The organism is Bacillus haynesii (genome assembly GCF_014042035.1).
GTDB lineage: Bacteria > Bacillota > Bacilli > Bacillales > Bacillaceae > Bacillus > Bacillus haynesii.
In genome coordinates, this window is the sequence record NZ_CP059494.1 from 2,620,824 (window position 1) to 2,644,972 (window position 24,149).

The following is a 24,149-nucleotide window of genomic DNA, read 5'->3' on the forward strand; positions in this document are numbered from 1 at the left end:
TTTATATTGGAAAGGATTTCTTTAAAATGAAACACGAAAAAGAGAAAAAGACTTTCAGCATGAGAATGGTGCTCAATGTGTTCGGTCTATTCGCCTTTATCGGCATGACAGTCGGCGCATATACCCAGGCTTATTACTTGGATGAACACCTCGAAATCCGCCGCCTTGTATACATGACGGCAAGAGAGTGGAAAGAATTTTTATTATTTGTGTCCGGGACGGCCGTTATCTATTTCGTTTTGGCAAATGTTCTTTCATTCAAGAAAAAACGCTGAAGAAAAGATTAGTGCTTTCGTCTTCTCCATTCCTTCGTTTCCTCTTTAAAGGCAAGATACAGACAGACGATTAATGCAATGATCAAAGCGATCCAAATGGGCATCGCCAGAAAAGGTGCATAGTTCAATATAAACAACAGCGCCAGACAGGCTAAAAAGGCAAGACAGATCAGCCTAACTAAAAAAATCAACGCCATTCCCCCCTTTTTTCATAAAATCTGCTGTTTTTTCGCTGCAAACTGCTGAACCGCAATGAAAGCAAAGAGCCAGCATACAAGAACAGCCCAAGCGCTCGGTTCGCCCATCGGCTCTGTCAAATAGGGCTGGCCGATGATGCTTCCGTCGACATAAATAAAATGGTGAACCATTAGAGACTGATAAGCAGTCAATGGCAAAAAAGGCAGACTCATCATTTGTTCCGCATACGGGATCGCCAAGCTGATCAGCACACCTGCCAGCCGGCTTTTCGTCAAAAGCGTGACAGTCATTCCCAGAACACTGTAAAATGTCAATCCGATCATTAAAAACAAAATCAATACCGGATAGGAGACATCTGCTTTCACTTCGAGAGAAGCGACTAAGTCTGAATGTGCCGTGGCGAACTTCCAAGCCAGCCAACCGCCTGCCAGCCCAAGCAATAAAGCTGCAGTAACCATAACAAGAACCAGACTTAACAGTGCGCATAGTTTTCCAGAAACCGCTTTTCTCCATCCGATGTGAGCAGCTTTCATTTTCACGGTCCCCTGATGATATTCGCTTCCGATGAGGTGAGATCCGATAATGATAAAAACAATCGGCCCAATATTCGCGAGGATTAATAAAAACAGATTAGGAGTAACACTTGGATGAAGTCCTATGTACATACTACGCGCTATATCATCGTTTTTTTCAATCTCCAATCCGCCGTTTTCCAGTTCTTCCTCTGCCCCATTCTTTATCACTTCATCAACGACGGATTGCTGAATCTTTTCCTGTCTGTGTTCCTCGCCTTCAGCACTTTGATATAAAGTGAGAAGCCCCCAGATAAAGCAACACATTAATAACGCAATACAAATCCTCACAAGGACGCTGTTTTTCAATTGATTAGTCTCAATTTTGAACAGATTCATATGCTAATCCTCGCCTTTCTGGCCGAAATCTACCTGCATAAATATCTGTCATCATTTTTCCCATTGACGCTTTTTCAATCGATAGCTCTTGAAAATTCAGGGTGCTTCTCCTCACCTGATCAATCACGGCACGGGCCTCTTCACTTGATTCGCAAACGATACGGTATATTCCAGAAGAATTATGTTCAGCTTCTGGAAACTGCACAGCTATTTCCCGATGGTCGTCAGTTACAATTCGAACATGTACGGGAAATGCTTGAACAAGTTTTACAATAGAACCGGAGAAGATAAGTTTTCCATTCTGCAAAATCGCTATATTGTCAGCGAGATTTTCCATTGCGTCATAATTTTGGCCCGTAATCAAAATTGCACATCCTCTGTCAGCCATCTGTTTTAAAGCGGTTTGAACCAGCTGCCATGATGGTGGGTCGAGGCCGATTGACGGCTCATCAAGAAACAAATATTTAGGTTTACGCAATAACGCGGCGGCAACAGCTAAACGGTGTCTTTGACCTAGTGACAGAGCTTTTGCTTTATGTTTTAAAAGCCCCTTATCCAAGTTGAGCATTGCGCAAACCTCCTGACTCCACTTTGGGTCAAGGCTGTGTATACCTGATAAAAACTTTAGATTGTCAAAACCACTTTCATGAGGATAAACAGGAGGTTCATCAAACACGCAGCCGATCTTCTCCCGGATTTTCCCGACGCTTAGCCCGTCGAACAGCGTATTTCCTGCCTTCGGACTGATCAAGCCAAGAGCAACCTTTATCAAAGTTGTCTTTCCGGCCCCATTCTCGCCTGCCAAGAACGTGATGGAGGAGGGATCGGCATTGAAACTGACCCCCCTTAGCACATCCTTGGTACGATATTGATGTTGAATGTTTTTAAAGTTTATCCCTATTGTACCCATCGGTATGTCACCTTTCATATATAGCTTTAATTTGTATACCAACTGCCATTTGATTTAAATGAAACCTTTATTCTTGAGCTATAATTAGATCCAACAGGCCCCATGGTGTTGGAACTCCCCAAGTGTATCTTACTTGTAAGTTAGAACGTCCTGTTGCACCTTTTCCTGTATTGTACCAGTCCCAGCTTTTAGAACTTCCTGATTTAAAATTCGGAGGAAGTGTCCACCAATCATTACTTAAAGCTCTGGGACTCTTATATAACTTTCCGCTTCCGTAAGTGAAAGTTGTATCAGAGTAATGTCTGGCAACTACAATATTTAAAAGACTTTGTAGCTCCTATTAACTGACACGGTTTTGATATATTTTTTCGCTTGTGTTGTTACTTCGCCATCTTGTATGTCAATTGGCTGCGTATATGAATACACTGTTTCATCAATGAATTTATTCTCATCCAAAACCCCGTTATCGCTATGTGGTTCTTGAGCATGTATTTTTGTTCCTCCAGCAAAAACAAACAATAAACTCAGAACAGCACAAATATAAAGTTTCTTCATGTTTACTCTCCTTTTTAGAATGATCCTAAATCCAGTAGAGTCCATATACCTTTTAAGCAACTATTCCTATAAAGATCACCCCCTAGTAAATATTATACATTAATTTTATAAATTGGAAATATTTTTATAGTCAATTGTTATTTTAATAAAGTTTGGTATAAATATCACATAAAATAAAACATTTTTTGGATATCAACCAAGTGAAGAATATGATACAATGACAATCGATTGTTTTTTTGAAAAGAGGGGAATCCATTGAAGCGGGAACTTGTTTTGCGCTGGCTTTTTTATTTTGTCGGATTGATTGTTTTGTCTTTCGGGGTTTCTCTTACGATTGAAGGGAAAGTGCTCGGCATCGGTCCTTGGGATGCGTTTCACTACGGGCTGTATATGCTTTTGGGCCTTACGGTCGGCCAATGGGCTATTATTGTCGGGGCTGTCATCGTAGGTTTAACGTCTTTATTTACAAAAGCATGGCCGAAAATCGGCGCTGTGCTTAATATGCTGTTAATCGGTATTTTTATAGATTTCTTTACGTATATTCTTCCAGACCCGGAAACGTATATTTCAAGCACTGTCGTATTCGTGATCGGCGTCATTTTTATCGGTTACGGAGTCGGCATTTATGTGTCGGCCGATCTCGGTGCGGGTCCGCGTGACTCTTTGATGCTTTTGATTTCCGAGAAAACGGGCTGGAACGTTCAGTGGGTCCGAAACGGAATGGAGCTGACGATTTTATTGATCGGCTGGCTGCTCGGCGGGCCGATCGGCATCGGCACTGTCTTAACCGCCATTTTAACAGGCCTGATTTTGCGGTTTTCTTTGCCGCAGTCCAAACAGCTTTTAAAAGCAGCAATGACAGGAAGGCGCATCAGAGCTGCCAAGCCTGTACATATGTCGCTGAAAAAAAACGGATGAGCCTTTCATCCGTTTTTCTCATTCAAATTATTTTTTCTTTACTACCGGTATCCAAATCTCGGTGATATGGTCTTGCGCCATAATATCCCCGTCTTTCGGATAGGATTCAAATTGCGGAGCGCTTGCCAGTTCATAGCCTGTCGCCGGAAACCATTCTGAGAAGATCCTTTCCCATGTGGCTTGAACAGTCGGATTGACGGGACCGACGGCTTCAAATACGGCCCATGTTGCGGTAGGAATCGGTTTTTCGACACAGCCGGCAGGCGTGTCAGCCGTTGTTTTTTCGACCCCGATGACATAATTGAACGTATCGGCTTGATCGTTAAAATCCATGCAGACCCCAAGGAAGCCGAGTTGGCCGATATGCGGCTTTAAAGAATCGGTGAAGCCGTTGTGATTTAATTCGTTCCAAAAAGCCGGAATATCTTTTTTGTTTTGACCATCCCTCACCGTAACCTCCAATACTTTGCCGATCACCTGAAACGATTCTTTTTCAACAACCTTGTAATTCATATCCTCCACTCCTTTTATTTGAATATGAAAGGAAAGACGCGGAAATGCCCTGAGCGTCCGGCCTTTTTCACGGGCCTGTGAAGGGCTGATGCCGTGAAGGCGGCTGAAGGCCTCCTGAAAATGCTTCCGGTGTGTTGTAGCCGTACTTAAAAGCAGCATCAATCACTTTTATTTGTGAAGCAGCCAGCTCCTGCCCGGCGACTGTCAGCCTTCTTTTCCGAATATAATCGGCAAGTGTGACACCCGTCAGCATGTAGAACATCCGCTGATAATGAAATTTCGAACAATATGCGATTTTGGCGATTTCTTCGTGTTTCAGCGGCTGATCCAAGTGCTTTTCTATATAATCGATGCTTTCAGCCAAACGATTCAGAATGTCCATTGCTTCCGCTCCTCTCGTTTACAACGATACTTCATGCCAATCAGACATTCCTGTCATTCCGTGCGTTGTTGTGACAGGAGCCGAACAGCCATTTGACAGCTTCCGGAAAACGCTTCGCAAACCTCTCAAGCCGATGTGAGCCTCCTTCATCAATGACAAATTTCAGTTCTTTTTCGGAGGCGGCGCTTTCGGTTAACAGGCTGAAGGCTTCCTTCGTCCTCGATATCATCTCCTTCTGCAGATTATCCCTGTCTGCCCCTTCCGTGCTTCCGACATCCATATAAATGCGCAGATGCTCATTTTCAAAGCGGTTATTCTTCATAAACTCGGTCATTCCTTCAAACCAGAAAGACCCTGACAAAGATCCGATTTTCCCAAAAGTCTCAGATGCTAAATATGCCGTGTAAACCGAGATCAATCCGCCGAACGACTTTCCGATGATTCCTGTATGTTCACGGCTTGGATTTGTTCGGTAGCGCCGGTCGATATGAGGCTTGAGCCGATTTGCCAAAAAAGCGGCATATTCGTTGCCCTTCCCGCCGTACTTCCGTTTATTCGGCAGCAAATGCGGCTTGGGAAAAGGGGTGTATTCGCTTTCCCTGTCTTTTGGAGCCACTCCGACCAGCAGCAATTCCGGCACTTCCTGATTCAAAAACAGCTTTTCGATTGAGCGCAAACTGCCGCTGTATGCCGGATCAAACAAATCTCCCAGGTCTTGTACGTATAGGACGGGATAACGGTTTTCACCGCTCCCGTATGAAGGAGGAAGGTAGATCAAAAGCTCCCTTCCTGAGTATGTATCTTTGATCAATGTTCCGTCTATCATGTTCATCCTCCATTCTGTACGAGTATCATGCCTATCTTTCCTGCTGCCCGTTTGCTAAAATGAAAGCAGAAAAAATATCATGTGAAGAGGTTGCATTTGATGAAGATTTACGCCGTTTATATGGATCAGCTGCCGGAAGCCGGTCAATTTAACCGAATGATGGCCATGGTATCTGAAGAAAAGCGAAAAAAAGTGGGCAGATACAGATATCCCGAAGATGCCAGCCGGACGCTGATCGGGGAAGTGCTGGCGAGGCATATCATCAGCGAAACGTTTCATTTGCCGAATGATCAGATCCGTTTTACGGAAGGAAAGTACGGCAAACCGGCTGCTGAAGGCCTGAACGACTTTCATTTCAACATTTCCCACTCCGGAAAATGGATCGTGTGCGGAGCTGGCACGCAGCCGATCGGAGTGGATGTCGAAAAAATCAAGCCGATCAATTTCGACATTGCCAAGCGGTTTTTTTCACCTTCTGAGCACCATGATCTCATGGAAAAGGACGACTCAGAGCGCTTGTCGTATTTCTATCATTTGTGGACGATGAAAGAAAGCTTTATCAAACAGGCGGGAAAAGGCCTGTCTCTGCCGCTTGATTCCTTCTCCGTCAAGCTGAACGAACAGGGGCGCGCTTCGGTGGAAACTCCTCCGGGCTATCCGCCTTGTTATATACAGACCTATGAAATTGACCCCGGCTATAAAATGGCGGTGTGTTCCGCCGCGCCTGAATTTCCCGGCCGCATTGTGATGAAAAGCTGTGCTGAACTGACAATGCTTTAAAAAGTCCCGCCCTAAAAATAAGCGGTCTCCACCGCTTGCCGCAATCGCTCGATGCCGCGGCGGATGTCTTCTTCCTTCACATTGGACGTATTGATTTTTAAAAGATTTCTTTTTGGAAAAGCCGGCATATAATGAGCGTTTACCGGTTCGAGCAGGACGTCCCGTTTTTGTAAGCTTTTAATCAGACGGGAAACCGGGATCGTTCGGTCCAATTCGATATGGGTGTGGATAGCCGGATGTGCGGGAGGATGAAATTCAAACACATCTCCTAGAGACGCGGCACATTCTTTTAGCAGATCATGCAGAAGGCATGATCTTTTTTGATAGGAAGAACGAATCTTTTGCTTATGCTTTTCAAACATCCCGCTCTTCAAATAGATCTCCAAAGCGGCCTGAGAAAGCATGGAACTGTCAATGTCGAGCAGCTGTTTGTACCGGTTGAACACATTTGTCAGAGAAGCGGGGAGCACGGCGGCTCCGACCCGCAGACCCGGAAAAATAATCTTTGAGAAACTTTTCAAATAAATCACGTGTGAAGAAACGTCATAATAATGTAACGGATCCGCCTTTTTATGATTCTCCAAATCTCCTAAAAAATCATCCTCGGCGATATAGACGTCATATTTCTCCGCCAGCTTGACGATGGCCATTTTTTCCTGTTCCGTATAGGAGGTCCCGAGCGGATTGTGGAATCTCGGCATCGTATAAAAGAATTTGATGTCTTCGGTTTGAAAGATGCGCTCCAGCTCGTCCATATCGATGCCTTCAGCGGTTCTCTCGATGCCGATCGCGGGGATGCCGTGAACCTCAAGGTATTGAATCAGTAAATGATAGCTCGGCTGTTCGATCAGAATTTTCCGCTTTCCGTTAGGAAAAGGCATTGAAGCGAGCAAAGCGAGGGCTTGCTGGACGCCTGATGTAATAAAAATGTGTTCCTCTTTTGCAAACACCTGGCCGTTGGCAAGCTCTTTTTGTATGGCCTCGATTAATGACGGAAGACCTTTCGGCGTCCCATAGATAAACAGATCGTTTTTGTATGTGTCAATGGCTTTATTGATGCAATGCTGAAAATCGATGTATGGAAAAACATCCGGATCAGGAGCAGATGCTGCGAAATCGATCACAGTCTTTCCGGGGTTTGACCGCTGATTCGTTTTTTTCACGACGTAATAGCCGCTTTTCGGCACTGAATAGATGAGGTGCCGTCTTTCCAGCTCGTTAAACGCCCTGATGACCGTGCTTTTGCTTACATTGAAGCGTACAGACAGCGCGCGGATGGAAGGCAGCCTGTCCCCTTCCTGAAAGGATTTGTCTTCGATCATAACCTCCAATTGATTCATCAATGCGACATATTTGTGCATGTTCGTCTCCTTCGCCAATCTGTAACGGTACAGATTCCGTTTTTTTGTATTGTATCAGATTTCGCTTCCGTATAAGATGACAGAAGCCGGTAAAATATCTGTATTGCATGCATACTCAACGGAGATGATCGACTTTGAACAAAACTGCTTATGCGGCAGCTTTGCTCTATGCTTTTATCATTGGGCTTTCCTTTTTCTTTGTCAAATTAGCTCTCACTGCAGCGAGTCCGGTCGACATTCTGGCCCATCGCTTTACGGTCGCTTTTTTGGCTGCGCTCTTTCCCCTTCTGCTCGGATGGGTGAAGATCGCCATCAGCATAAAAGACGCACTGAAGGTGCTGCCTTTAGCTTTATTTTATCCTGTCATGTTTTTTGCTTTTCAAGTTTTCGGGCTCGTCTACACGTCTTCGTCTGAAGCCGGCATCATTCAAGCGGCGATCCCGATCTTTACGATGATATTCGCCGCTTATTTTTTAAATGAGCGGTTTACGAAGCGGCAATTCTTTTTCACCGTCTTGTCAGCGGCGGGGGTGGCCTGCATCTTTATGATGAAAAGTGCAGGCACCGGAAGTTCCGATTTGAGAGGGGCGGCGCTGATTTTGCTTTCGGCGCTTTCATCGGCGGGCTACAGTGTGCTCGCCAGAAAGATGACACGCACCTTCAGCTCGCTTGAATTAACATATGTGACAACGGGTGCGGGATTTCTTTTTTTCAACGGCATCGCCGGGATCAGTCACATGTCAGACGGCACGCTGAGCGGATTTTTTGCCCCCTTCACTGATCCGGTGTTTGTTCTTTCGGTTTTGTATTTGGGTGTGTTGTCATCGTTTGCGACATCATTTTTATCAAATTATGCTCTGTCAAAAATAGAAGCTGCGAAAATCAGCATGTTTAATCATCTGGCGACACTGGTGACGATTTTAGCGGGGATCATATGGCTGGGAGAATCACTCGAATGGTTTCACTTCGCAGGAACGGGGATGATCATTGCCGGAATGATCGGAGCGACGATGGTTCAGCCGGAAAATCAGCTGAAAAAAAGCTAAAAAAACGGAAAATCGGCTGTTTCAACACACCGATTTTCCGTTTTTCTTTAAATTGCCGGACCAGCCTCCCTGCGGCTGGCCGCGGCAATCGTTTTAATCTTGGCGGCTACTTGTTCCGTTTCTGATAAAAGATACATATGTCCGCCTTTGAAATAGTGGAAATCGATCGTACGCGCCCACTTTTTCCAGCCAAGCGCATCCTTCATGCATTTCTCATCACGATCTCCGTTCAGGATATGAACAGGCGATCTGAGCGGCGTATGATCCGTATGGCAGAACGTCTCAAGCGCTCTGTAGTCCGCTCTGAATGACGGCAGGAAAAAGCTCATGATTTCCCTGTGCTCTGCCAGTTCCTGAGGTATTCCGCCAAGCTGGCTGAGATGGTCGAGAAATGCGTCATCATTTTTGTGAGACACCTTTTGCCGCTGAATATGAGGCGGCTGAATCGCTGAAATCACCGCGGCTGCCGGAAAGATCCCTTCCTGTTCAAGCTTTTGCGCCAACCTGTAAACAACCATGCCGCCCATGCTGTGGCCGAACAGCACGAATTGGGAGGAAAGCCTCGGCTTGAGCGCCGCTATATACAGATCGACGAGTTCTTCCAAATTGTCGACAAGCGCCATTCGATTTGTTCCGTGTCCAGGCGGTTCGATCGCCAGCATATCAAAATCTGCTTTTAAATGTTCATAAAGCGGCCTGAATGATGCCGAGTATCCCCCGGCAAACGGGAAACAGATCAACTGCATGCCGCTTGCCGGCGCTCCAAACTGCTTAATGATCTCGTCCATGCATCATGCACCTCCGATTACAGCGGCACGTTCGCCCAAAATCTGTCTGATCAGATCTGCATTAGTTTTGACAAAGCCGTCCGCAAGCATTTCATCATGTCTTCCAACTCCTTGATATTCATCATAAGAAGACTCCGTTCCTTCTTTCCACGACGAAAGCCATGCCGGGAGCGGTTTCGCCTGCTCTGATTTGATCAAGATAATCTCGGAGCTGACCGTTCCTTGATGAACAAGATTGACAAAGTAAGAATAATAGGCTGTCATCTTTTTAGCGATGCCATCGGCAACCGCCTTGATTTTCATATATTCATTGTCCTTGTTGGCTTCCATCAGGGCAGCTGTATCGGTTTCAATTGACCGCCCTTCTAAATCGCTGACATCATTCTTCATATATGAGTCGATCATCAGCAGCTTTTCGACTTTCCGCCCGTTCTTTTCGAGCGCTTGCGCCACTTCAAAGGCAAGTCCGCAGCCGGCTGAATAGCCGATCAATGTCAGCGGTCCTTCAGGCTGAAGGCCGGAGATAGCTTCGGCATAGCGCACGGCTCGGTTATCGCTTTCTATAAAGTCAAACGCATGAATCTTGTACTCCGGCATTTGTGCGGCCAGTTTGCTGTACATGATGCCATATCCGAGGACGGGCGGGAAGGCGAACAAATGGCGGGTGCTTTCCTGATTGAAGACGGTTTTTTTCACGTCATCCGCATGTCCGCCTTGGTCGATATAAGCCGCGAGACCCTCGATTGTAGGCATTTCAAACAACACATTCACCGGAACATCGATGGCGAGGTCTTTCAGCATCCGGGAGGTGACGGCCATGGCTTTCAATGAATGTCCGCCGATTTCAAAAAAGTTCTCGTCTATTCCGATCTGCTGTCTGCCGAGAACCTCAGACCAAATCACCGCAAGCTTTTCTTCCGTAGCATTCCGAGGTGCACGATGCCCTGTTGAATTCGGCCGGCCATCGGCTTCAGGAAGAAGGCGGCGGTTGACTTTTCCGTTTGCGGTGAGCGGCAGCTCTTCAAGCGTGATATATGCAGCCGGCACCATGTAAGCCGGAAGCTTCCGAGCCAATTGGCGGCGAACCTCCTCGTTCGAAATCTCAGCTCCCTGCACGGGGACGACATAAGCGGTGAGCGCCGCATCCCCGTTCCCGCCTTTCATGGCAGTTACCACCGCTTCCTTTACGCCTTGACAGCGCAGCAGCTCCTCTTCGATTTCACCGAGCTCAATCCGGTGTCCGCGGATTTTCACTTGGTCATCGATCCGCCCGATGAAGTCGATATTGCCGTCCGGCAGCCAGCGGGCCAGATCCCCCGTCCTGTACATCGTTTCACCGCTGTTAAACGGATGCGGCGCGAATTTTTCCGCAGTCAGTTCCGGCCTGTTCAAATAGCCGCGCGATACCCCTGTACCGCTCAGACACAATTCACCCACCGCTCCAATCGGCTGAAGCCGGTTATTTTCCGTCAGAATGTATGCATTCGTTTCGTTTATCGGCTTGCCGATCGGAATGGATACCGCGCTGTCCTCCATGCGGTTGACCGGATAGAACGTCGCGAAGACGGTCGTTTCCGTCGGCCCGTATACATGGATGATTCTGTCCGGCCCCATGGCAGCAAATGCTTTCTTGACATGGCTGACAGATGAGCGCTCTCCGCCGAACAGGACTTTGCGAATCCCTTTCATCCACTCTGTTCCGGCATCGACCAGCAGGTTGAACAGCGCCGTTGTCACAAACATGACCGTGATGTTTTCCTTCTGAATCGTTTCTGTCAGCTTGCCGATATGGAGAATCGTCGCCTGATCAGCCACCACCAGCTTTGCTCCGTTTAACAGCGCGCCGTACACATCAAATGTGAAGCCGTCAAACGCATAGTTTGAAAGGGACAGCAAGGTGTCTTTCTCGGAAAGGCTGATGTAGTTTGTTTCTTTTACAACCCTTGTAATATTGGCATGTGTCGTCAGGTTGCCTTTCGGTTTTCCCGTTGTGCCTGACGTATACATGATATAAGCAAGGTCGTCCGGCTTGGCTGCGATTTCAAGGTTCCGCCCGCTTTCTGCAGACACCGCCGGATCGTCGATCAAGATCGTATTCTTATGAAAAGAAAGCGACGCCGCCTGCCCGGCAAGCTCTTCTTGTGTCAGCATGCAAACAGCCCCGCTGTCTTCCAGCATGTACTGAATCCGCGCTTCAGGATATTCCGGGTCAATCGGCAGATAGGCGCCCCCTGCTTTTAAGACGGCGAGTAGTGCGATGACCATTTCCGGCGAACGGCGGAACAAAAGAGCGACGGGTTCGCCGCGGCCGACGTTCTTTTTGCGCAAAAGATGCGCGACTTTGTTCGCCTGTTCGTTCAATTCCCGATATGTCAGCGTCCGCCCGGCCGCTGATACCGCGGGCTGTTCCGGGAGCGCTTCAGCATATTGCTCAAACCATTGCGGAATCGTCAGCCCGGTTGGCTTCTGTTGGACTTGACCGTTAAATTCATGGAGAAGGCGCTCTTTTTCCTTCGTGGAAACGACACAAATGTCGGCAAGCGGCTGCTCCGGATTTCTAATGATCTCGCGAATGGCTGTCAAAAGCTGTTCTTTTAACTGCAAGATGAAAGATGGTTCAAAGATATTCCGATTGTATGCAAGTTTCAGCAGCATTTCTTCACCCGGTGAGGCGAGCAAATTCAGATCATAATTCGATTTTTCAAAAACGCTGATATCGTCCATTGTGAAGCCGAGATTTTTTTCTTCCTGCTGTTTGTTGGCTTCTTGCAGCGGGTAATTTTCAAAAACGATAATGTGGTCGATTAAGTTCGGCGCTGCTATATGACTTTGAATATCATAGAGCGGCACATATTGATGCGGCTCAGCTTCGAGCGCCTGCTTCTGCAAATCGGCGACCAGTTTCGTAAATGTCGTTTGCGCGCCAAAGGTCACGCGTTTCGGGACGACATTGATAAACAAACCGACCATATGCTCGACACCTTGAATGTCAGCGGGGCGGCCTGACACAACTGTACCGAAGATCAGATCGCGGGATCGCTGATAGCGGCTGAGCAGCACCGACCACACCGCCTGAAGAGCCGTGCTCAACGTGGTATGATGCGCCTTTGCAAGCTGTGTGAACGCTTCTGTATCTTCTTTTGGAAGGGTAAACAGCAGTTCTTCCGGCTGATTGCCGGCTTGCTCCGGTTTTTTCCGTTGTTCGCTGAACGTCGTCTGCCCTTCGAATCCGGCTAAATGATGTTCCCAGTAGGCCAGCGATTTTTGTTTGTCCTGACTTTCGAGCCATTTAATATATTCTTTGTAAGGTTTGACGGGCCCGAGGCTGTATGGCTTATTTTCGCGGAGCGCTTGGTACACTTCGAACAGTTCCTGTACGACAATGCCGAAGCACCATCCGTCAAGAAGAATATGGTGATAGCTCCACACCCATTCGTAACGATCCTGTCCCTTCTTAAAAACCGCGGTTCTCATCGGAATGTCTTTTGAGAGGTTAAACCCTTTTTCTTTATCTTTTCGTTTATAATCTTCAATTCTCTCGTTTTGTTCTGCTTCAGAAAGTCCTGATAGATCAATTTCTTCTGCCTGAAATGACCTTTCCTTTAAAACGACTTGAACCGGACGTTTCATTTTTTCATGAACGAAAACGGTTCGGAATATATCATACCTGCCGATGATGACATTCATGCTTTTTTCCAATACATTTTTTTGAAAAGAGCCTTTCACCTGCATGCTGATTTGTTCAATATAAAATCCTTGTCCCGGATGCAGCAGCGTATGAAACAGCATCCCTTCCTGCATCGGCGACAAATAATATATGTCCTGGACATGTTCTCTTTTAAATTGGCTCAAGATCGTTCCCCCTTTCATAGGCTCGCCCGCTTGGCAAGCGGGCAAGTCCTCAGTGGTTAATTCAAGTTTTCTTCAAGTACATCAAACAGATCGCCCATTTCTTCCATCTCAAGATTGCCGGCAGAAAAGTCACTCGGTGTAAATTCGCGCTCTTCTTTAGCTGTACAATGGTCGATCAATGCCGTTAGGAATGCTTTGAATCTGTCCATGAGCTCCTGTATGGTCTGCCTGTCATATTCCTCTGTATTGAATGAACATGACAAGATGAGTTTTTCCTTGCTGATGATGCCGCTGAAGCTCAGCGCATAGAGTGCTTCAGAGCTTTCAGAGACCTGTCTTCCCATATCATAAGGAGAAGGCCCGAAGAAGTCGGTCTGCACCTCCCTGTCGATCTGCCCCAGGTAGTTAAAGCTGATGTCAGGCTTGATCGAGAAATCGGCACCGACTTTTTTCCGGTCTGTTAAGTAGCGAAGGATGCCGTAGCCGATTCCTTTATCAGGAATGCGCCGAAGGGTTTCTTTGACGTTTTTAATGGTCTCAGGCAATCCTGCCGCTGCTTCGCTTTTTAAAATAACCGGATATTGTGCGGTAAACCACCCCGCCGTTCTCGAAATATTGATCCCTGGAATGATTTCCTCCCTGCCGTGTCCTTCCATATTGATGCAAATATTGGAGTCGTTCGTCCATTCCCTGATTGTCAGGCTGAGGGCGGAAAGCAGGATGTCGTTGATATCCGTTCCATACGGCTCATGCACTTTCGTCAGCAGCAGACGCGTCTCCGCTTCGTTTAATTCAAACTTAACGGCAGAGGTGTTTTCTGCTTTTCTTTCTGCGGCAGCGCGATCTTTCGGCAGCTCACAAATGCGCTCTTGTTCAAGTCTGCGCCAATAATCGGCTGTTTTAAGAAAGCGTTCGGTTTGCGCATAAGCCTCAAGCTTTTCAGCCCAGTCTTTAAACGAATTGGTTTTGTCAGGGAAGACAATGTCATGCTGCTGTGCGGCTTGCGAATAGCCTGATGCAAAGTCTTCCAGCAGAATCCGCCATGACACGCCGTCGATCACCAAATGGTGAATGACGATCAGCAAATGGTCGCCTTCCGCAGTCTGATACTGTTCAGCCTTTACAAGCGGCCCGTTTTCGAGATCAAGGCTTGCCTGGAGACGGTTTGCCTGGGCGGCGATTTCCGTTTCAATGTCGGTGACATATCGAAGATCAACCACTCGAAAGGCGAACGAACCTGCACCCGGCCCGCGGTTATATTGAATGAGACGGCCGGTACTCTTTTGATACACCATGCGCAGGGCATCATGATGCTCTGTCAATGCCGCCAATGTCTGTTCGACAAGCCCCGGGTCAAACCCTGAAGGGGCGTGAAGCATAACCGATTGGTTCCAGTGATGCTCGTTCGTAAATCGGCGCTCAAAGAACCAGCGCTGGATCGGCGTCAGTGTGACTTCTCCTTCGACAGGGTCTTGATCGATCGGCTGATTGTCAGCCGCTTGAACATAAGCACTGAGCTCTCCGATCGTCGGATGCTGAAACAAGTCCTTCATTTCCAGCTTCCACCCGTGCTGCTGAAGCCGGCTTGCCATCTGAATTCCTTTGATCGAGTCCCCGCCGAGCGCGAAGAAATTGTCGCTGATTCCGATTCGGTCTATACCGAGAACCTCCTGCCAAATGTCGGCCAACAGCTGTTCCGTTTCCGTGCGCGGTGCTTTGTATTCGGCAGTCTGCGTTTCGACATCAGGCTGAGGCAGCGCCCTTCGGTCGACTTTTCCGTTCGCCGTAACCGGAAGCTCATCAAGCTGCACCCAGAATGACGGTACCATATAGTCCGGGAGCGTCTGCGCCAGCTTGCGGGCGAGGCTTTCCGGATCAAGCTGTTCGTCCGAAACGACATAGCCGCACAGCGCTTTGTTGCCGTAGGCATCTTCGATGTCGGTGACGACTGCTTCCTGAACTTCAGAAAGCCGCGAAAGCTGGACTTCGATTTCAGAAAGCTCGATCCGGAAGCCGCGGATTTTCACCTGCTGGTCGATCCGGCCGATGTACTCAAGCCGCCCGTCTTTCAGCCATTTGACCGCATCCCCCGTCCGGTACATGCGCTCGCCCGGCACAAACGGGTCTTCCGTAAAACGCTTCGCCGTTTCCTCCGGCTTGTTCAAATAGCCGCGCGCAAGCCCGCGGCCGGCGATACACAGCTCGCCCGCGACGCCGACAGGCTGAACTTCGATGTTTTGTCCAAGCACATACGCCCGGGTATTGGCGATCGGCTTTCCGATCGAAAGCATCCCTTCATCAGGATCGATCGCCGTGCTCGTCGCAACGACCGTGTTTTCCGTCGGCCCGTAGTTGTTGACAAGTGTGTAATTCCGTTTTTCGATCCGTTTCAGCTTGTCTCCGCCCGTGAGCAGCACGCGCAGCGACTTGTTGTCTAACTCCATGAACTGTTCGCAAAGCTGTGTCGGCAGGAACGTGATCGTAATCCCGTTCTCTTCGAAGTATTGATTCAAGCGCGTAATGTCCATCCGGATCGATTCATCGATGATGTGAAGCTCCGCTCCAGCGATCCAGTACGGGAACATCTCCCAGACGGAAGCATCAAAGCCAAAGCCGGCATATTTCGCGCTTTTATCCTGTTCGGTGACCGAGAATGCATCATTATGCCAATAGCACAAGTTCACGAGCGACTGATGTTCGACCATGACGCCTTTCGGCTGGCCTGTCGTGCCCGATGTGTAGATCAAGTATGCCAGGTTGTTTGGCTGTGTACCTGCCTGCGGGTTCACTTCATCATCTTTTGTGATTTCTTCGCTCAGTATCGAATCGAGAAGAAGCGTTTCACCGCTGAATTCTCCAGGTACGGCTAAGTTTGTTTGCGTCAAAAGCAGCTCTGCACCGCTGTCTCTCAGCACGTATCCGATCCGCTCGGCCGGATAGCCGGGATCGATCGGCACATAGGCCGCTCCCGCTTTCAAAATCGCGAGCACGCCGGCGGCCATTTCAAGCGAAGGCCTGACCATGATCCCGATCCGCTGTTCAGAACCAGCCCCTTTTTCGATCAGCAGGCGGGCCAGGCGGTTCGCCCGCGCGTTCAGCTCTTTGTACGTCCACTCCACGCCGTTGTACACGGCTGCCCCACGGTCAGGCGTGCGGAGGACTTGTGCTTCGAACAGCCCATGGACCGTTTTGTCCTGCGGCACGTCAAGCACTGTGTCATTCCATTCGTACACGATCCGCCGTTTTTCCGCTTCATCCAGAAGCGAAAGCTCTGAAATGCGGGCATCCGGGTTTTCGGCAACCGCTTCGAGCAGGTTAAGCAAATATCCGCCCCAGCGTTCAATCGTTTGTTTCTGAAACAAGTCTGTTGCATATTCGAACTGAAGACCGATTTCATGCTCTTTTTCAAAAGCCCCCAGGGTCAGGTCGAACTTGGCAGCGGCATGTGAAATCTCATACGGCTTGATTGTCAGACCGTCTAAATCGAGCGTCTCTTTATCAGGATCTTCCGTTGTCAGCATGACATTGAACAGCGGATTTCGGCTCATATCGCGCGGCAAATCAAGCTTGGCGATCAGCTCTTCAAACGGATAGTCCTGATGGTCGAGGGCTGTGAGGCTGTTGTTTTTCACCTCTTCCAAAAACTCGCTGAATGATGCTTGATCAGGTACATGGTTTTTCAGCGCCAACGAATTGACGAACATCCCCGGCATGTCTTTCAGATCAGCATTCGTTCTGCCCGCTGCCGCTGAGCCGACAACAATATCCTTTTGGCCGGCAAGGCGGCTTAAAAACAGGTTAAAAACGGCGAGCATTACAATATTCAGCGTCGTGTTCGTTTCCGCCGTCAAACGGCGGATTTTAAGGGCGGTGTCTTTTGATACTTTAAAGTGAACCCGGTCCCCGGCAAAGCTTTGGACAGGAGGACGCGGAAAGTCGAGCGGAAGGCTGAGTTCCGGAACGCTTTCCTTAAACTGACGGAGCCAGAAGTCTTCCTGTTTCCGAATGTTTTCTTGCTGGTCAGGTTCTTGCTGCCACACCGCATAATCTTTATAGTGCAGCTTCGGCTCAGGGAGCGAAGCGCCTTTATAAAGGTGTGCGATTTCTTTGACGAAAAGGCTTCTGGAAACGCCGTCCGCAATAATATGATGCGTATCAATCAAAAGCAGATGGCGCGCAGAGCTGATGGAGAGCAGCTCGGCTCTGATCAGCGGAGCCATACTGAGATCAAACGGTCTGATAAAGCGGTTGATTTCCGCTTCTGCGTCCTCTTCATGAATATTAATAACCTTTAAGTCAATGTCCGCTTTTTCATGCACAATTTGAACGGTACGGCCATCGATTTCAACAAATGCGGTCCGCAATGATTCATGGCGGTTCACCAAGTCGGCAAATGCCCGTCTTAAACGATCCGTATCAAGCTCGCCTTCCATCATGAGCACAGACGGCATATTGTAGCCCGTTCCGTTCTTTTCAAAATGATGGAGGGCATACATCCGTTGTTGAGCGGATGAAACCGGATACCAGTCGCGTTTTTCGGCAGGCTGAATCCCGCTTTGTTCTGACTGTCCTTCAGATGCTTCGATACTGCGGGCGAGCAAGCCGGCTGTCGGACAATCGAACAACGTTTTTAACGGTACTTTTTTTCCGAGCCTGGATTGGATTTCCGCTGTCAGCATCATTCCTTTTAATGAATGTCCGCCGAGATCGAAGAAATTGTCGTCAAGTCCGACCGGCCGAACGTCAAGCACCTCTTCCCAAATGCCGCAGAGGGCTTTTTCAAATTCGGTTGACGGCGCTCTATACGAATCGCTTCGCCCGTTTAGACCTTGCGGCTCCGGCAGCGCGCTGCGGTCCACTTTTCCGTTTGCCGAAAGCGGCATTTCATCCACGGTTACGAAGTATGAAGGGATCATGTACGACGGCAGCCGCTCGGAAAGACGCTCTCTCAGTTCGGAAACCGGCAGCTGTCGTTTCGCTTGAATATAAGCGCACAGCTCGTCTAACCCCGAGTCAGTCGTAAAGGAAAGGACGACCGCTCTCTCTATATCATCAAGCCCGATAAAGGCTTCTTCGATTTCTTTCAATTCGATTCTGTAGCCGCGGATTTTCACCTGATCATCCGTCCGCCCCAAAAATTCAATCTCACCATCCGGAAGACGGCGGACGAGATCCCCCGTCCGGTACATGAATGTGCCCGGTGTGTAAGGATTTTCGATAAACTTCGCAGCCGTGAGTTCCCGGTTGTTCACATATCCTCTTGCAAGCCCGCTTCCCGTTATATACAGCTCGCCTGCCGCTCCGGCAGGCACAAGACGGCGGGAAGCGTCCAATACCAGTGCTCCGGCACCCGAAATCGGCCGTCCAATCGTCGGGCGCTGGGCGAATTGCCGGATCATGCCCGGTCCGACCGTTTTAGCGATCGCACCGATCGTCGTTTCCGTGGGACCGTAATGATTGATGAATCTGGTGTCCGGAAAGCGGGAATGGAACCGCTCCACATCTTTCGAATTAATTTTTTCTCCCCCGAGTACGATCAGTCTCAATGACTGAAGCCCCTTTGCCAAAGCGAAGCTTTGCGGCTGAACGACCGTATGGAAAAGCGACGGCGTCAGCTTGATATATGTGATCCCTTGTTCACCGATATAATGAGTAAATGCCTCCGGTTCTGTATACGTTTCTTTCGGGACGATATGCAGCTCTCCCCCGGCGAGCAGCACCGGGAAAAGGCTCGTGTATCCGAGATCGAACGCATAGGAAGACAAAAGCATCGTTTTATCCGAAGCTGACAGGCGCGCCTCACTGATAAACCAGGAAACATAGTTTGCCAGATTGCGGTGTTCGAGCTGAACGCCTTTCGGCCGGCCGGTCGTTCCGGATGTGTAGATGATGTACGCCAGACTCGATCCGTCTATGATTGGTTGCGGCCGTTGATTACTTGCCATCAGCGTGTCTTTTCTGACATCTATCAATCTCCCGGTATACCAATCAGCGAGATCCGCTTGATGGGAAGGTTCTGTTAAGAGCCAGCGGGCTCCGCTGTCTTCCAGCATATATTGCACCCTGCTCGTCGGCATTTCCGGATCAATCGGCAAAAAAGCGCCTCCTGATTTCATCACGCCGAGAATCGCTGCGGCGACCTCTGCAGAACGATCCAGCATAATGCCGACAACATCGTCTTTTCCGATGCCTTCACTGCGCAGCACATTTGCGATCTGATTTGCTTTTTCATCGAGCACGCGGTATGTGAGAATTGTTTCCCCGCAGACAACGGCCGGCCGATCAGGCATTTCGGCCGCCTTTTCTTCAAACCGTACATGAAACGGCCGCTCCTCAAGGCTTTCTGCCCGGCTGTGCCTCCCTTCTTCCAGCAGAAGTGCGCGCTCTTTGACTGAAAGCAGTTCGATGTCCCGAAGCTTAATTCCGGGATTTTCGCAGATTTTTTTAATCACATTTAAGAAGTGGCCGCTCCAGCGCCTGATCGTTTCTTCTTTAAATAAGGATACGGCATAGTCAAAGCTCAAACCGATTTCGCCATCATGCTCCACGGCCTCAAGCGACAGATCGAACTTTGCTGTGCGATGGCGCACCGAGTAAGACGAAATCTGCAAATCTCCGAGTTTCAGCGTCGGGACTTCCATGTTCTGCATGTTGAAAAAGACGCTGAACAGCGGATTTCGGCTTGTATCCCGCGGCAATGGCAGTTTTTCAATCAGTTCTTCAAGCGGATAGTCCTGCTTGGCAAAGCCTTGAAGACTTGTCTCTTTGACTTCCTGCAAAAACTGCTTAAACGTTTTTTCCCCCTCGGGACGATTGCGGAGCGCCAGCGTATTGACAAACATGCCCGGAATGTTGTGCAGATCCGGATGGGTTCTGCCTGCCACAGGCGATCCGATGATCAAATCATCCTGTGACGCATACTTGGAAAGCAAGATATTAAATGCAGCCAACAGGAACATATAAAGTGTCGCATCAGCTTCAGAAAGCAGCTTTTGAATGTCTGCCGTCAGTTTTTGATCGATTCCGAAGACGACACGGTCGCCTTCAAAGCTGCGTTTTGACGGCCGCGGAAAATCGTAGGGCAGATCGAGAACAGGCAGATCGCCTTTGAAAATGTCGAGCCAATACTGTTCCTGTTCCTTCAATTTTTCCTGATGCTCCGGCCCGTTTTGCCACACAGCGAAATCTTTATAGTGGAGCTTAGGAAGAGGCGCCTCTTCTCCGTGGTAGAAGCTGGCCAGGTCGCGAATCAATATGCCGGTGGAGCTTCCGTCCGTAATAATGTGGTGCATATCGATCATCAGCAGGTGGCGCTTTTCTTCAAGCTTTACGAGCTCCGCTCGGACGAGCGGCGCCTTATCCAGCTGAAACGGCCGGATAAATTCTCTGATCGCCGCTTCGGCTTCCGCTTCTTCAGCCACTGATTCCGTCAGGCGAAAAACTGCGTCTTGATGGATGGTTTGAACGATTTCTCCATCGATTAATTCGAACGATGTGCGCAATGTTTCATGGCGGTCGATCAAGGCCCGAAACGCGGCTTCCAGACGCTCCTTATCCAATTCGCCTTCCAAAAGCAGAACCGCCGGCACATTGTAGCTCGTGCTTGCTTCTTCTAGCTGATTGAGGATATACATCCGCCGTTGGGCCGACGACACCGGATAATTCGGACGGGACGGCGCCGGCGCAATCGGAGCGGTTTTCTCTTTCGTTTCCCCTTGAAGAAATTCGGCGAGCCCTCTGATCGTCGGTCTTTCAAACAATACTTTAATCGGCACCTCTTTTTGGAGCTGCTCTTGTATTTTGGCTGTCAGCATCATCGCCTTCAGCGAGTGTCCGCCGATGGAAAAGAAGTTGTCATCGACTCCCGGCTGCTTGATGCCGAGTATCTCTTCCCAGATTGCCGCCAGAATTTCCTCCGTTTCATTTTTCGGTGCTTCGAATCTACCAGTCTCTTCAGCGATAGGAACCGGAAGCTGACGTTTGTCAACCTTTCCGTTGGCTGTCAGCGGCATGCTGTCGAGTTCGATCAAATGAGCCGGAATCATATACTCCGGAAGCGACCGGGACAGCTCTGTCCGCAGCTGTGCGGCCGGCCTCGCGCCAACTGCAGTGTAATAGGCGCAAATCTCGTTTTCTCCGGCATTGTTTTCCCGAATGACAGCGGCAGCTTCTGAAACACCCTCAAGGCGGGCTAAAGCCGCTTCAACCTCGCCTAATTCGATCCGGAAGCCGCGAACCTTCACTTGATGATCGATCCGCCCGAGAAATTCGATATTCCCGTCGGGAAGCCATTTTGCCAAGTCGCCCGTGCGGTACATCCGCTTCCCTTCGGCAAAAGGATCGCCGACAAACTTTTCATCTGTCAGCTCAGGCTGGTTCAAGTAGCCGCGGGCCACCCCGTCTCCGCCGACACACAGCTCGCCGGGCACGCCGATCGGCTGAAGCGCGCCGTATTCATCAACGATATAGGCGGTTGAATTTCCGATCGGCTTTCCAATCGGGATCGTTCTCTCATATGCTTGATCGATGAGAAAACAGGTCGAAAATGTTGTATTTTCAGTAGGCCCGTATCCGTTCCAAAGCGAGAGTTCCGGCGATTCGCGTTTGACTCTGTTGACGATTCCAGGAACAAGGGCATCTCCGCCGATAATCAGATCATTCAAGGTTGCAAACATTCCCGGATCCTGCTGAGCAAGCTGATTGAAAAGAGGCGAAGTCAGCCACATTGTTGTGATGCCGGTTTCCTTCAGGAACATTTTGAACCGCTTTCCATCAAGGAGCGTCTCTTTCGGGACGGGATAAAGGGTTCCTCCATTTAGCAGCGCGCCGAATACTTCAAATGTACTGGCATCAAAGCTGACGGCCCCCGTCTGTGCCATCTTCACGCCGCTCTTCAGCGGGATGTAGCCCGCATTTTTGACAAGACGGACGATATTGCGGTGTTCGACCATAACGCCCTTCGGCTTGCCCGTCGATCCGGATGTATAAATGTAATAGGCAAGATCTCCGGGTTTGTTGACATGTTCAAGGTTGGCAGTATCTTCTTTTTCTGCATCCACCGCATTTGCAGCGAGCACCTCATACCCTTCCAGTGAAATCTGCGTACTGTCTTTTGTAAGGACGATCTTTGCCCCGCTGTCTTCGAGCAAAAAGCAAATCCGCTCTTCAGGATATCCGGGATCGATCGGTACGTACACGCCGCCTGCCTTCAGTACCGCCAGCATACTGACGGCTGCTTCAAGCGACCGCTCCATCATAATGGCCGCGGCATTTCCCTGCATCAAGCCTCTTGCTTTCAGCCTTCTCGCGAGCTGATTGGCTTTCTCATTCAGCCTGCGGTAAGTCAGGCTTCTTCCGTCAGCGGCAACAGCCGTTTTGTCAGGAGACGCTTCAACCTGTTCTTCAAACAGCTCCGGAATCGTCTTTTCTCTTGGATAACCGGTTTTCGTTTGATTAAAAGCGAGCAGCGTTTGTTGCTCCTGTTTTGATAACATATCGGCGCTGCCTGCTTTTGATTCGGGATTTGCAATCGCCTCTTCTGCAAGTCTCGTTAAATGCCCTGCGGCCTGCTCAATGAAAGCCGCGTCAAAAGCTTCGCCGTTGTATTTCAATTTGATCGTCCACTCCGCTCCCGGATAAACGATCAAATTAAAGTCGTAATTCGTTTGTTCAAAAGCTCCGGCAGCCTTGATAGAAAAGCCGAGCCGCTCATGGATCGTTCCGCTTTCCAGCTCTTTATCAAGCGGATAGTTCTCAAACGCGACAAGGTGGCTGATCAAGCGGCCGTCCAATGCCGATTGCTTCTGAATCTCATAGAGCGGGAGATAGTCGTACCGCTCCGCGTCAATTGCATGCTGCTGTGCTTGTTTAAACAGCTCGGCAAACGATGCGTTTTGATCGACCCTTAAACGGACGGGGATCGTGTTGATGAACAGCCCTGCCATATGTTCGATTCCGTCAATTTCCGACGGGCGCCCGGACACAACCGTGCCGAACACCACATCTTCGGATCTGTTATATTTAGCAAGCACTGTTCCCCAAATCGCCTGAAAAAGATTGGGAGCTGTGACATGATAGCGGTTTGCCGCCTTTTGAAGAGCATCCACCATGTCTTTGTCCCAAACAAACGTGAACTCCTCGTTCCGGTACGATCCTGAATCCGGCTGCGTTTTTCCGCCGGGAATGACGCTCGGGCTTTCTAAACCCGAAAGGCGGTGTTCCCAGTAGGATGCCGCTTCATCCTTATCCTGCCGGCCGAGCCATTTAATATAGTCCGCATACGGTTTTCCCTGATCAAGCGGAACCGTCCGGTTTGCTCGAAACGCTTCATAGTTTTGAAAAAGGCGTTTCATCAATATCCCCATGCTCCAGCCGTCCATCACGATATGATGGTTGCTCCAGACGAGATGGTATTTTTTCCGGTCAAGCCGAAAGACCGCCGTTTTAAACAGCATGTCTTTCGCCAAATTAAACCCGGCCGCCTGTACCTCTTGTTTATACCGGTCAATGCGGGTTTTTTGCCTTTCCTCATCCAAGTCCGCAAGATCCTCAAATTCCACTATTGCCTGCCGTTCAGCCAGGACAACCTGGCGCGGTTTTTGCAATTGCTGATAAACAAAAACCGTTCTGAGAATATCGTATGAACGCACGAGCTGATTCACGCTTTTTTCAAAGATCCCCAAATCAAATTCCCCGTCTATGAAAAGCTCCAGCTGTGTGAAGTAAGAGGAAGATTCCGGATCAAGCATTGCGTGGTACAGCATTCCTTCCTGCATCGGTGTCAAAGGATACACCTTTTGAATCTTTTGTTTCCCCATAAGGCACCTCGTTTTTT

15 protein-coding genes are annotated in these 24,149 nt (G+C 49.0%); 4 read left to right on the forward strand and 11 right to left on the reverse strand.

The window, feature by feature from the left end:
• Window positions 1–26: 26 nt before the first annotated feature.
• Window positions 27–275, forward strand: a complete 249-nt coding sequence (locus tag H2R00_RS12935) for a hypothetical protein (RefSeq protein WP_234112616.1) — start codon at window positions 27–29, stop codon at window positions 273–275.
• A gap of 8 nt (window positions 276–283) precedes the next feature.
• Here the strand turns inward: H2R00_RS12935 and H2R00_RS12940 are convergent, their stop codons facing one another.
• From H2R00_RS12940 to H2R00_RS21280, 4 genes are all read right to left on the reverse strand, one after another.
• A complete protein-coding gene (locus H2R00_RS12940) occupies window positions 284–472 on the reverse strand; it encodes a hypothetical protein (protein ID WP_234112615.1) in 189 nt (62 codons plus the stop codon).
• A gap of 12 nt (window positions 473–484) precedes the next feature.
• On the reverse strand, window positions 485–1,384 hold the full coding sequence (locus H2R00_RS12945; RefSeq protein ID WP_182069333.1) for an ABC transporter permease subunit: 900 nt from the start codon (window positions 1,382–1,384) through the stop codon (window positions 485–487).
• Complete coding sequence (locus H2R00_RS12950) at window positions 1,365–2,294, reverse strand: ABC transporter ATP-binding protein (RefSeq protein ID WP_182069335.1); 930 nt, start codon at window positions 2,292–2,294, stop codon at window positions 1,365–1,367. Before H2R00_RS12950 ends, H2R00_RS12945 begins: the two co-directional genes overlap by 20 nt.
• 318 nt (window positions 2,295–2,612) lie before the next feature.
• Window positions 2,613–2,849, reverse strand: a complete 237-nt coding sequence (locus tag H2R00_RS21280) for a hypothetical protein (RefSeq protein WP_244958235.1) — start codon at window positions 2,847–2,849, stop codon at window positions 2,613–2,615.
• A gap of 255 nt (window positions 2,850–3,104) precedes the next feature.
• On the opposite strand from H2R00_RS21280, the gene H2R00_RS12960 reads away from it, so the two are divergent.
• Window positions 3,105–3,767 (forward strand): YczE/YyaS/YitT family protein, encoded by a 663-nt coding sequence (locus H2R00_RS12960; protein ID WP_075753853.1) that lies wholly within the window; start codon window positions 3,105–3,107, stop codon window positions 3,765–3,767.
• 27 nt (window positions 3,768–3,794) lie between these two features.
• Here H2R00_RS12960 and H2R00_RS21425 read toward each other — a convergent pair whose 3' ends face one another.
• The 3 genes from H2R00_RS21425 to H2R00_RS12970 form a co-directional block, all read right to left on the reverse strand.
• Window positions 3,795–4,280, reverse strand: coding sequence for a GyrI-like domain-containing protein (locus H2R00_RS21425; protein WP_326168270.1), 486 nt, complete (start codon window positions 4,278–4,280; stop codon window positions 3,795–3,797).
• Window positions 4,281–4,347: 67 nt separating this feature from the next.
• Window positions 4,348–4,662 carry a helix-turn-helix domain-containing protein gene (locus H2R00_RS21430; RefSeq protein WP_326924060.1) on the reverse strand — a complete coding sequence of 105 codons (315 nt, stop codon included), beginning with the start codon at window positions 4,660–4,662 and terminating at the stop codon, window positions 4,348–4,350.
• A gap of 40 nt (window positions 4,663–4,702) precedes the next feature.
• Window positions 4,703–5,488 (reverse strand): alpha/beta hydrolase, encoded by a 786-nt coding sequence (locus tag H2R00_RS12970; RefSeq protein WP_182069337.1) that lies wholly within the window; start codon window positions 5,486–5,488, stop codon window positions 4,703–4,705.
• A 99-nt stretch (window positions 5,489–5,587) separates the two neighbouring features.
• On the opposite strand from H2R00_RS12970, the gene H2R00_RS12975 reads away from it, so the two are divergent.
• Window positions 5,588–6,268 (forward strand): 4'-phosphopantetheinyl transferase family protein, encoded by a 681-nt coding sequence (locus H2R00_RS12975; protein ID WP_182071079.1) that lies wholly within the window; start codon window positions 5,588–5,590, stop codon window positions 6,266–6,268.
• An 11-nt stretch (window positions 6,269–6,279) separates the two neighbouring features.
• Here the strand turns inward: H2R00_RS12975 and H2R00_RS12980 are convergent, their stop codons facing one another.
• Window positions 6,280–7,629, reverse strand: a complete 1,350-nt coding sequence (locus tag H2R00_RS12980) for an aminotransferase-like domain-containing protein (protein ID WP_182069339.1) — start codon at window positions 7,627–7,629, stop codon at window positions 6,280–6,282.
• A gap of 134 nt (window positions 7,630–7,763) precedes the next feature.
• Here H2R00_RS12980 and H2R00_RS12985 point away from each other — a divergent pair, with 134 nt between their 5' ends.
• Window positions 7,764–8,675, forward strand: coding sequence for a DMT family transporter (locus H2R00_RS12985; RefSeq protein WP_182069341.1), 912 nt, complete (start codon window positions 7,764–7,766; stop codon window positions 8,673–8,675).
• Between the two features lie 47 nt (window positions 8,676–8,722).
• Here the strand turns inward: H2R00_RS12985 and licTE are convergent, their stop codons facing one another.
• Genes licTE through licB form a run of 3 tightly spaced genes read right to left on the reverse strand, consistent with a single transcriptional unit; the run spans window position 8,723 to window position 24,132 of the window.
• A complete protein-coding gene (gene licTE / locus H2R00_RS12990; protein ID WP_182069343.1) occupies window positions 8,723–9,463 on the reverse strand; it encodes a lichenysin biosynthesis thioesterase LicTE in 741 nt (246 codons plus the stop codon).
• 3 nt (window positions 9,464–9,466) lie between these two features.
• Window positions 9,467–13,315 (reverse strand): lichenysin non-ribosomal peptide synthetase LicC, encoded by a 3,849-nt coding sequence (licC, locus tag H2R00_RS12995; protein ID WP_182069345.1) that lies wholly within the window; start codon window positions 13,313–13,315, stop codon window positions 9,467–9,469.
• A 56-nt stretch (window positions 13,316–13,371) separates the two neighbouring features.
• Window positions 13,372–24,132 carry a lichenysin non-ribosomal peptide synthetase LicB gene (gene licB, locus H2R00_RS13000; protein ID WP_182069347.1) on the reverse strand — a complete coding sequence of 3,587 codons (10,761 nt, stop codon included), beginning with the start codon at window positions 24,130–24,132 and terminating at the stop codon, window positions 13,372–13,374.
• Window positions 24,133–24,149 lie beyond the last annotated feature (17 nt).

Coding starts and splice junctions, on each gene's coding strand:
- H2R00_RS12935 (WP_234112616.1), top strand. CDS start 27: ATGAAACACGAAAAAGAGAAAAAGACTTTCAGCATGAGAATGGTGCTC.
- H2R00_RS12940 (WP_234112615.1), bottom strand. CDS start 472: ATGGCGTTGATTTTTTTAGTTAGGCTGATCTGTCTTGCCTTTTTAGCC.
- H2R00_RS12945 (WP_182069333.1), bottom strand. CDS start 1,384: ATGAATCTGTTCAAAATTGAGACTAATCAATTGAAAAACAGCGTCCTT.
- H2R00_RS12950 (WP_182069335.1), bottom strand. CDS start 2,294: ATGGGTACAATAGGGATAAACTTTAAAAACATTCAACATCAATATCGT.
- H2R00_RS21280 (WP_244958235.1), bottom strand. CDS start 2,849: ATGAAGAAACTTTATATTTGTGCTGTTCTGAGTTTATTGTTTGTTTTT.
- H2R00_RS21425 (WP_326168270.1), bottom strand. CDS start 4,280: ATGAATTACAAGGTTGTTGAAAAAGAATCGTTTCAGGTGATCGGCAAA.
- H2R00_RS21430 (WP_326924060.1), bottom strand. CDS start 4,662: ATGGACATTCTGAATCGTTTGGCTGAAAGCATCGATTATATAGAAAAG.
- H2R00_RS12970 (WP_182069337.1), bottom strand. CDS start 5,488: ATGATAGACGGAACATTGATCAAAGATACATACTCAGGAAGGGAGCTT.
- H2R00_RS12975 (WP_182071079.1), top strand. CDS start 5,588: ATGAAGATTTACGCCGTTTATATGGATCAGCTGCCGGAAGCCGGTCAA.
- H2R00_RS12980 (WP_182069339.1), bottom strand. CDS start 7,629: ATGCACAAATATGTCGCATTGATGAATCAATTGGAGGTTATGATCGAA.
- licTE (WP_182069343.1), bottom strand. CDS start 9,463: ATGGACGAGATCATTAAGCAGTTTGGAGCGCCGGCAAGCGGCATGCAG.
- licB (WP_182069347.1), bottom strand. CDS start 24,132: ATGGGGAAACAAAAGATTCAAAAGGTGTATCCTTTGACACCGATGCAG.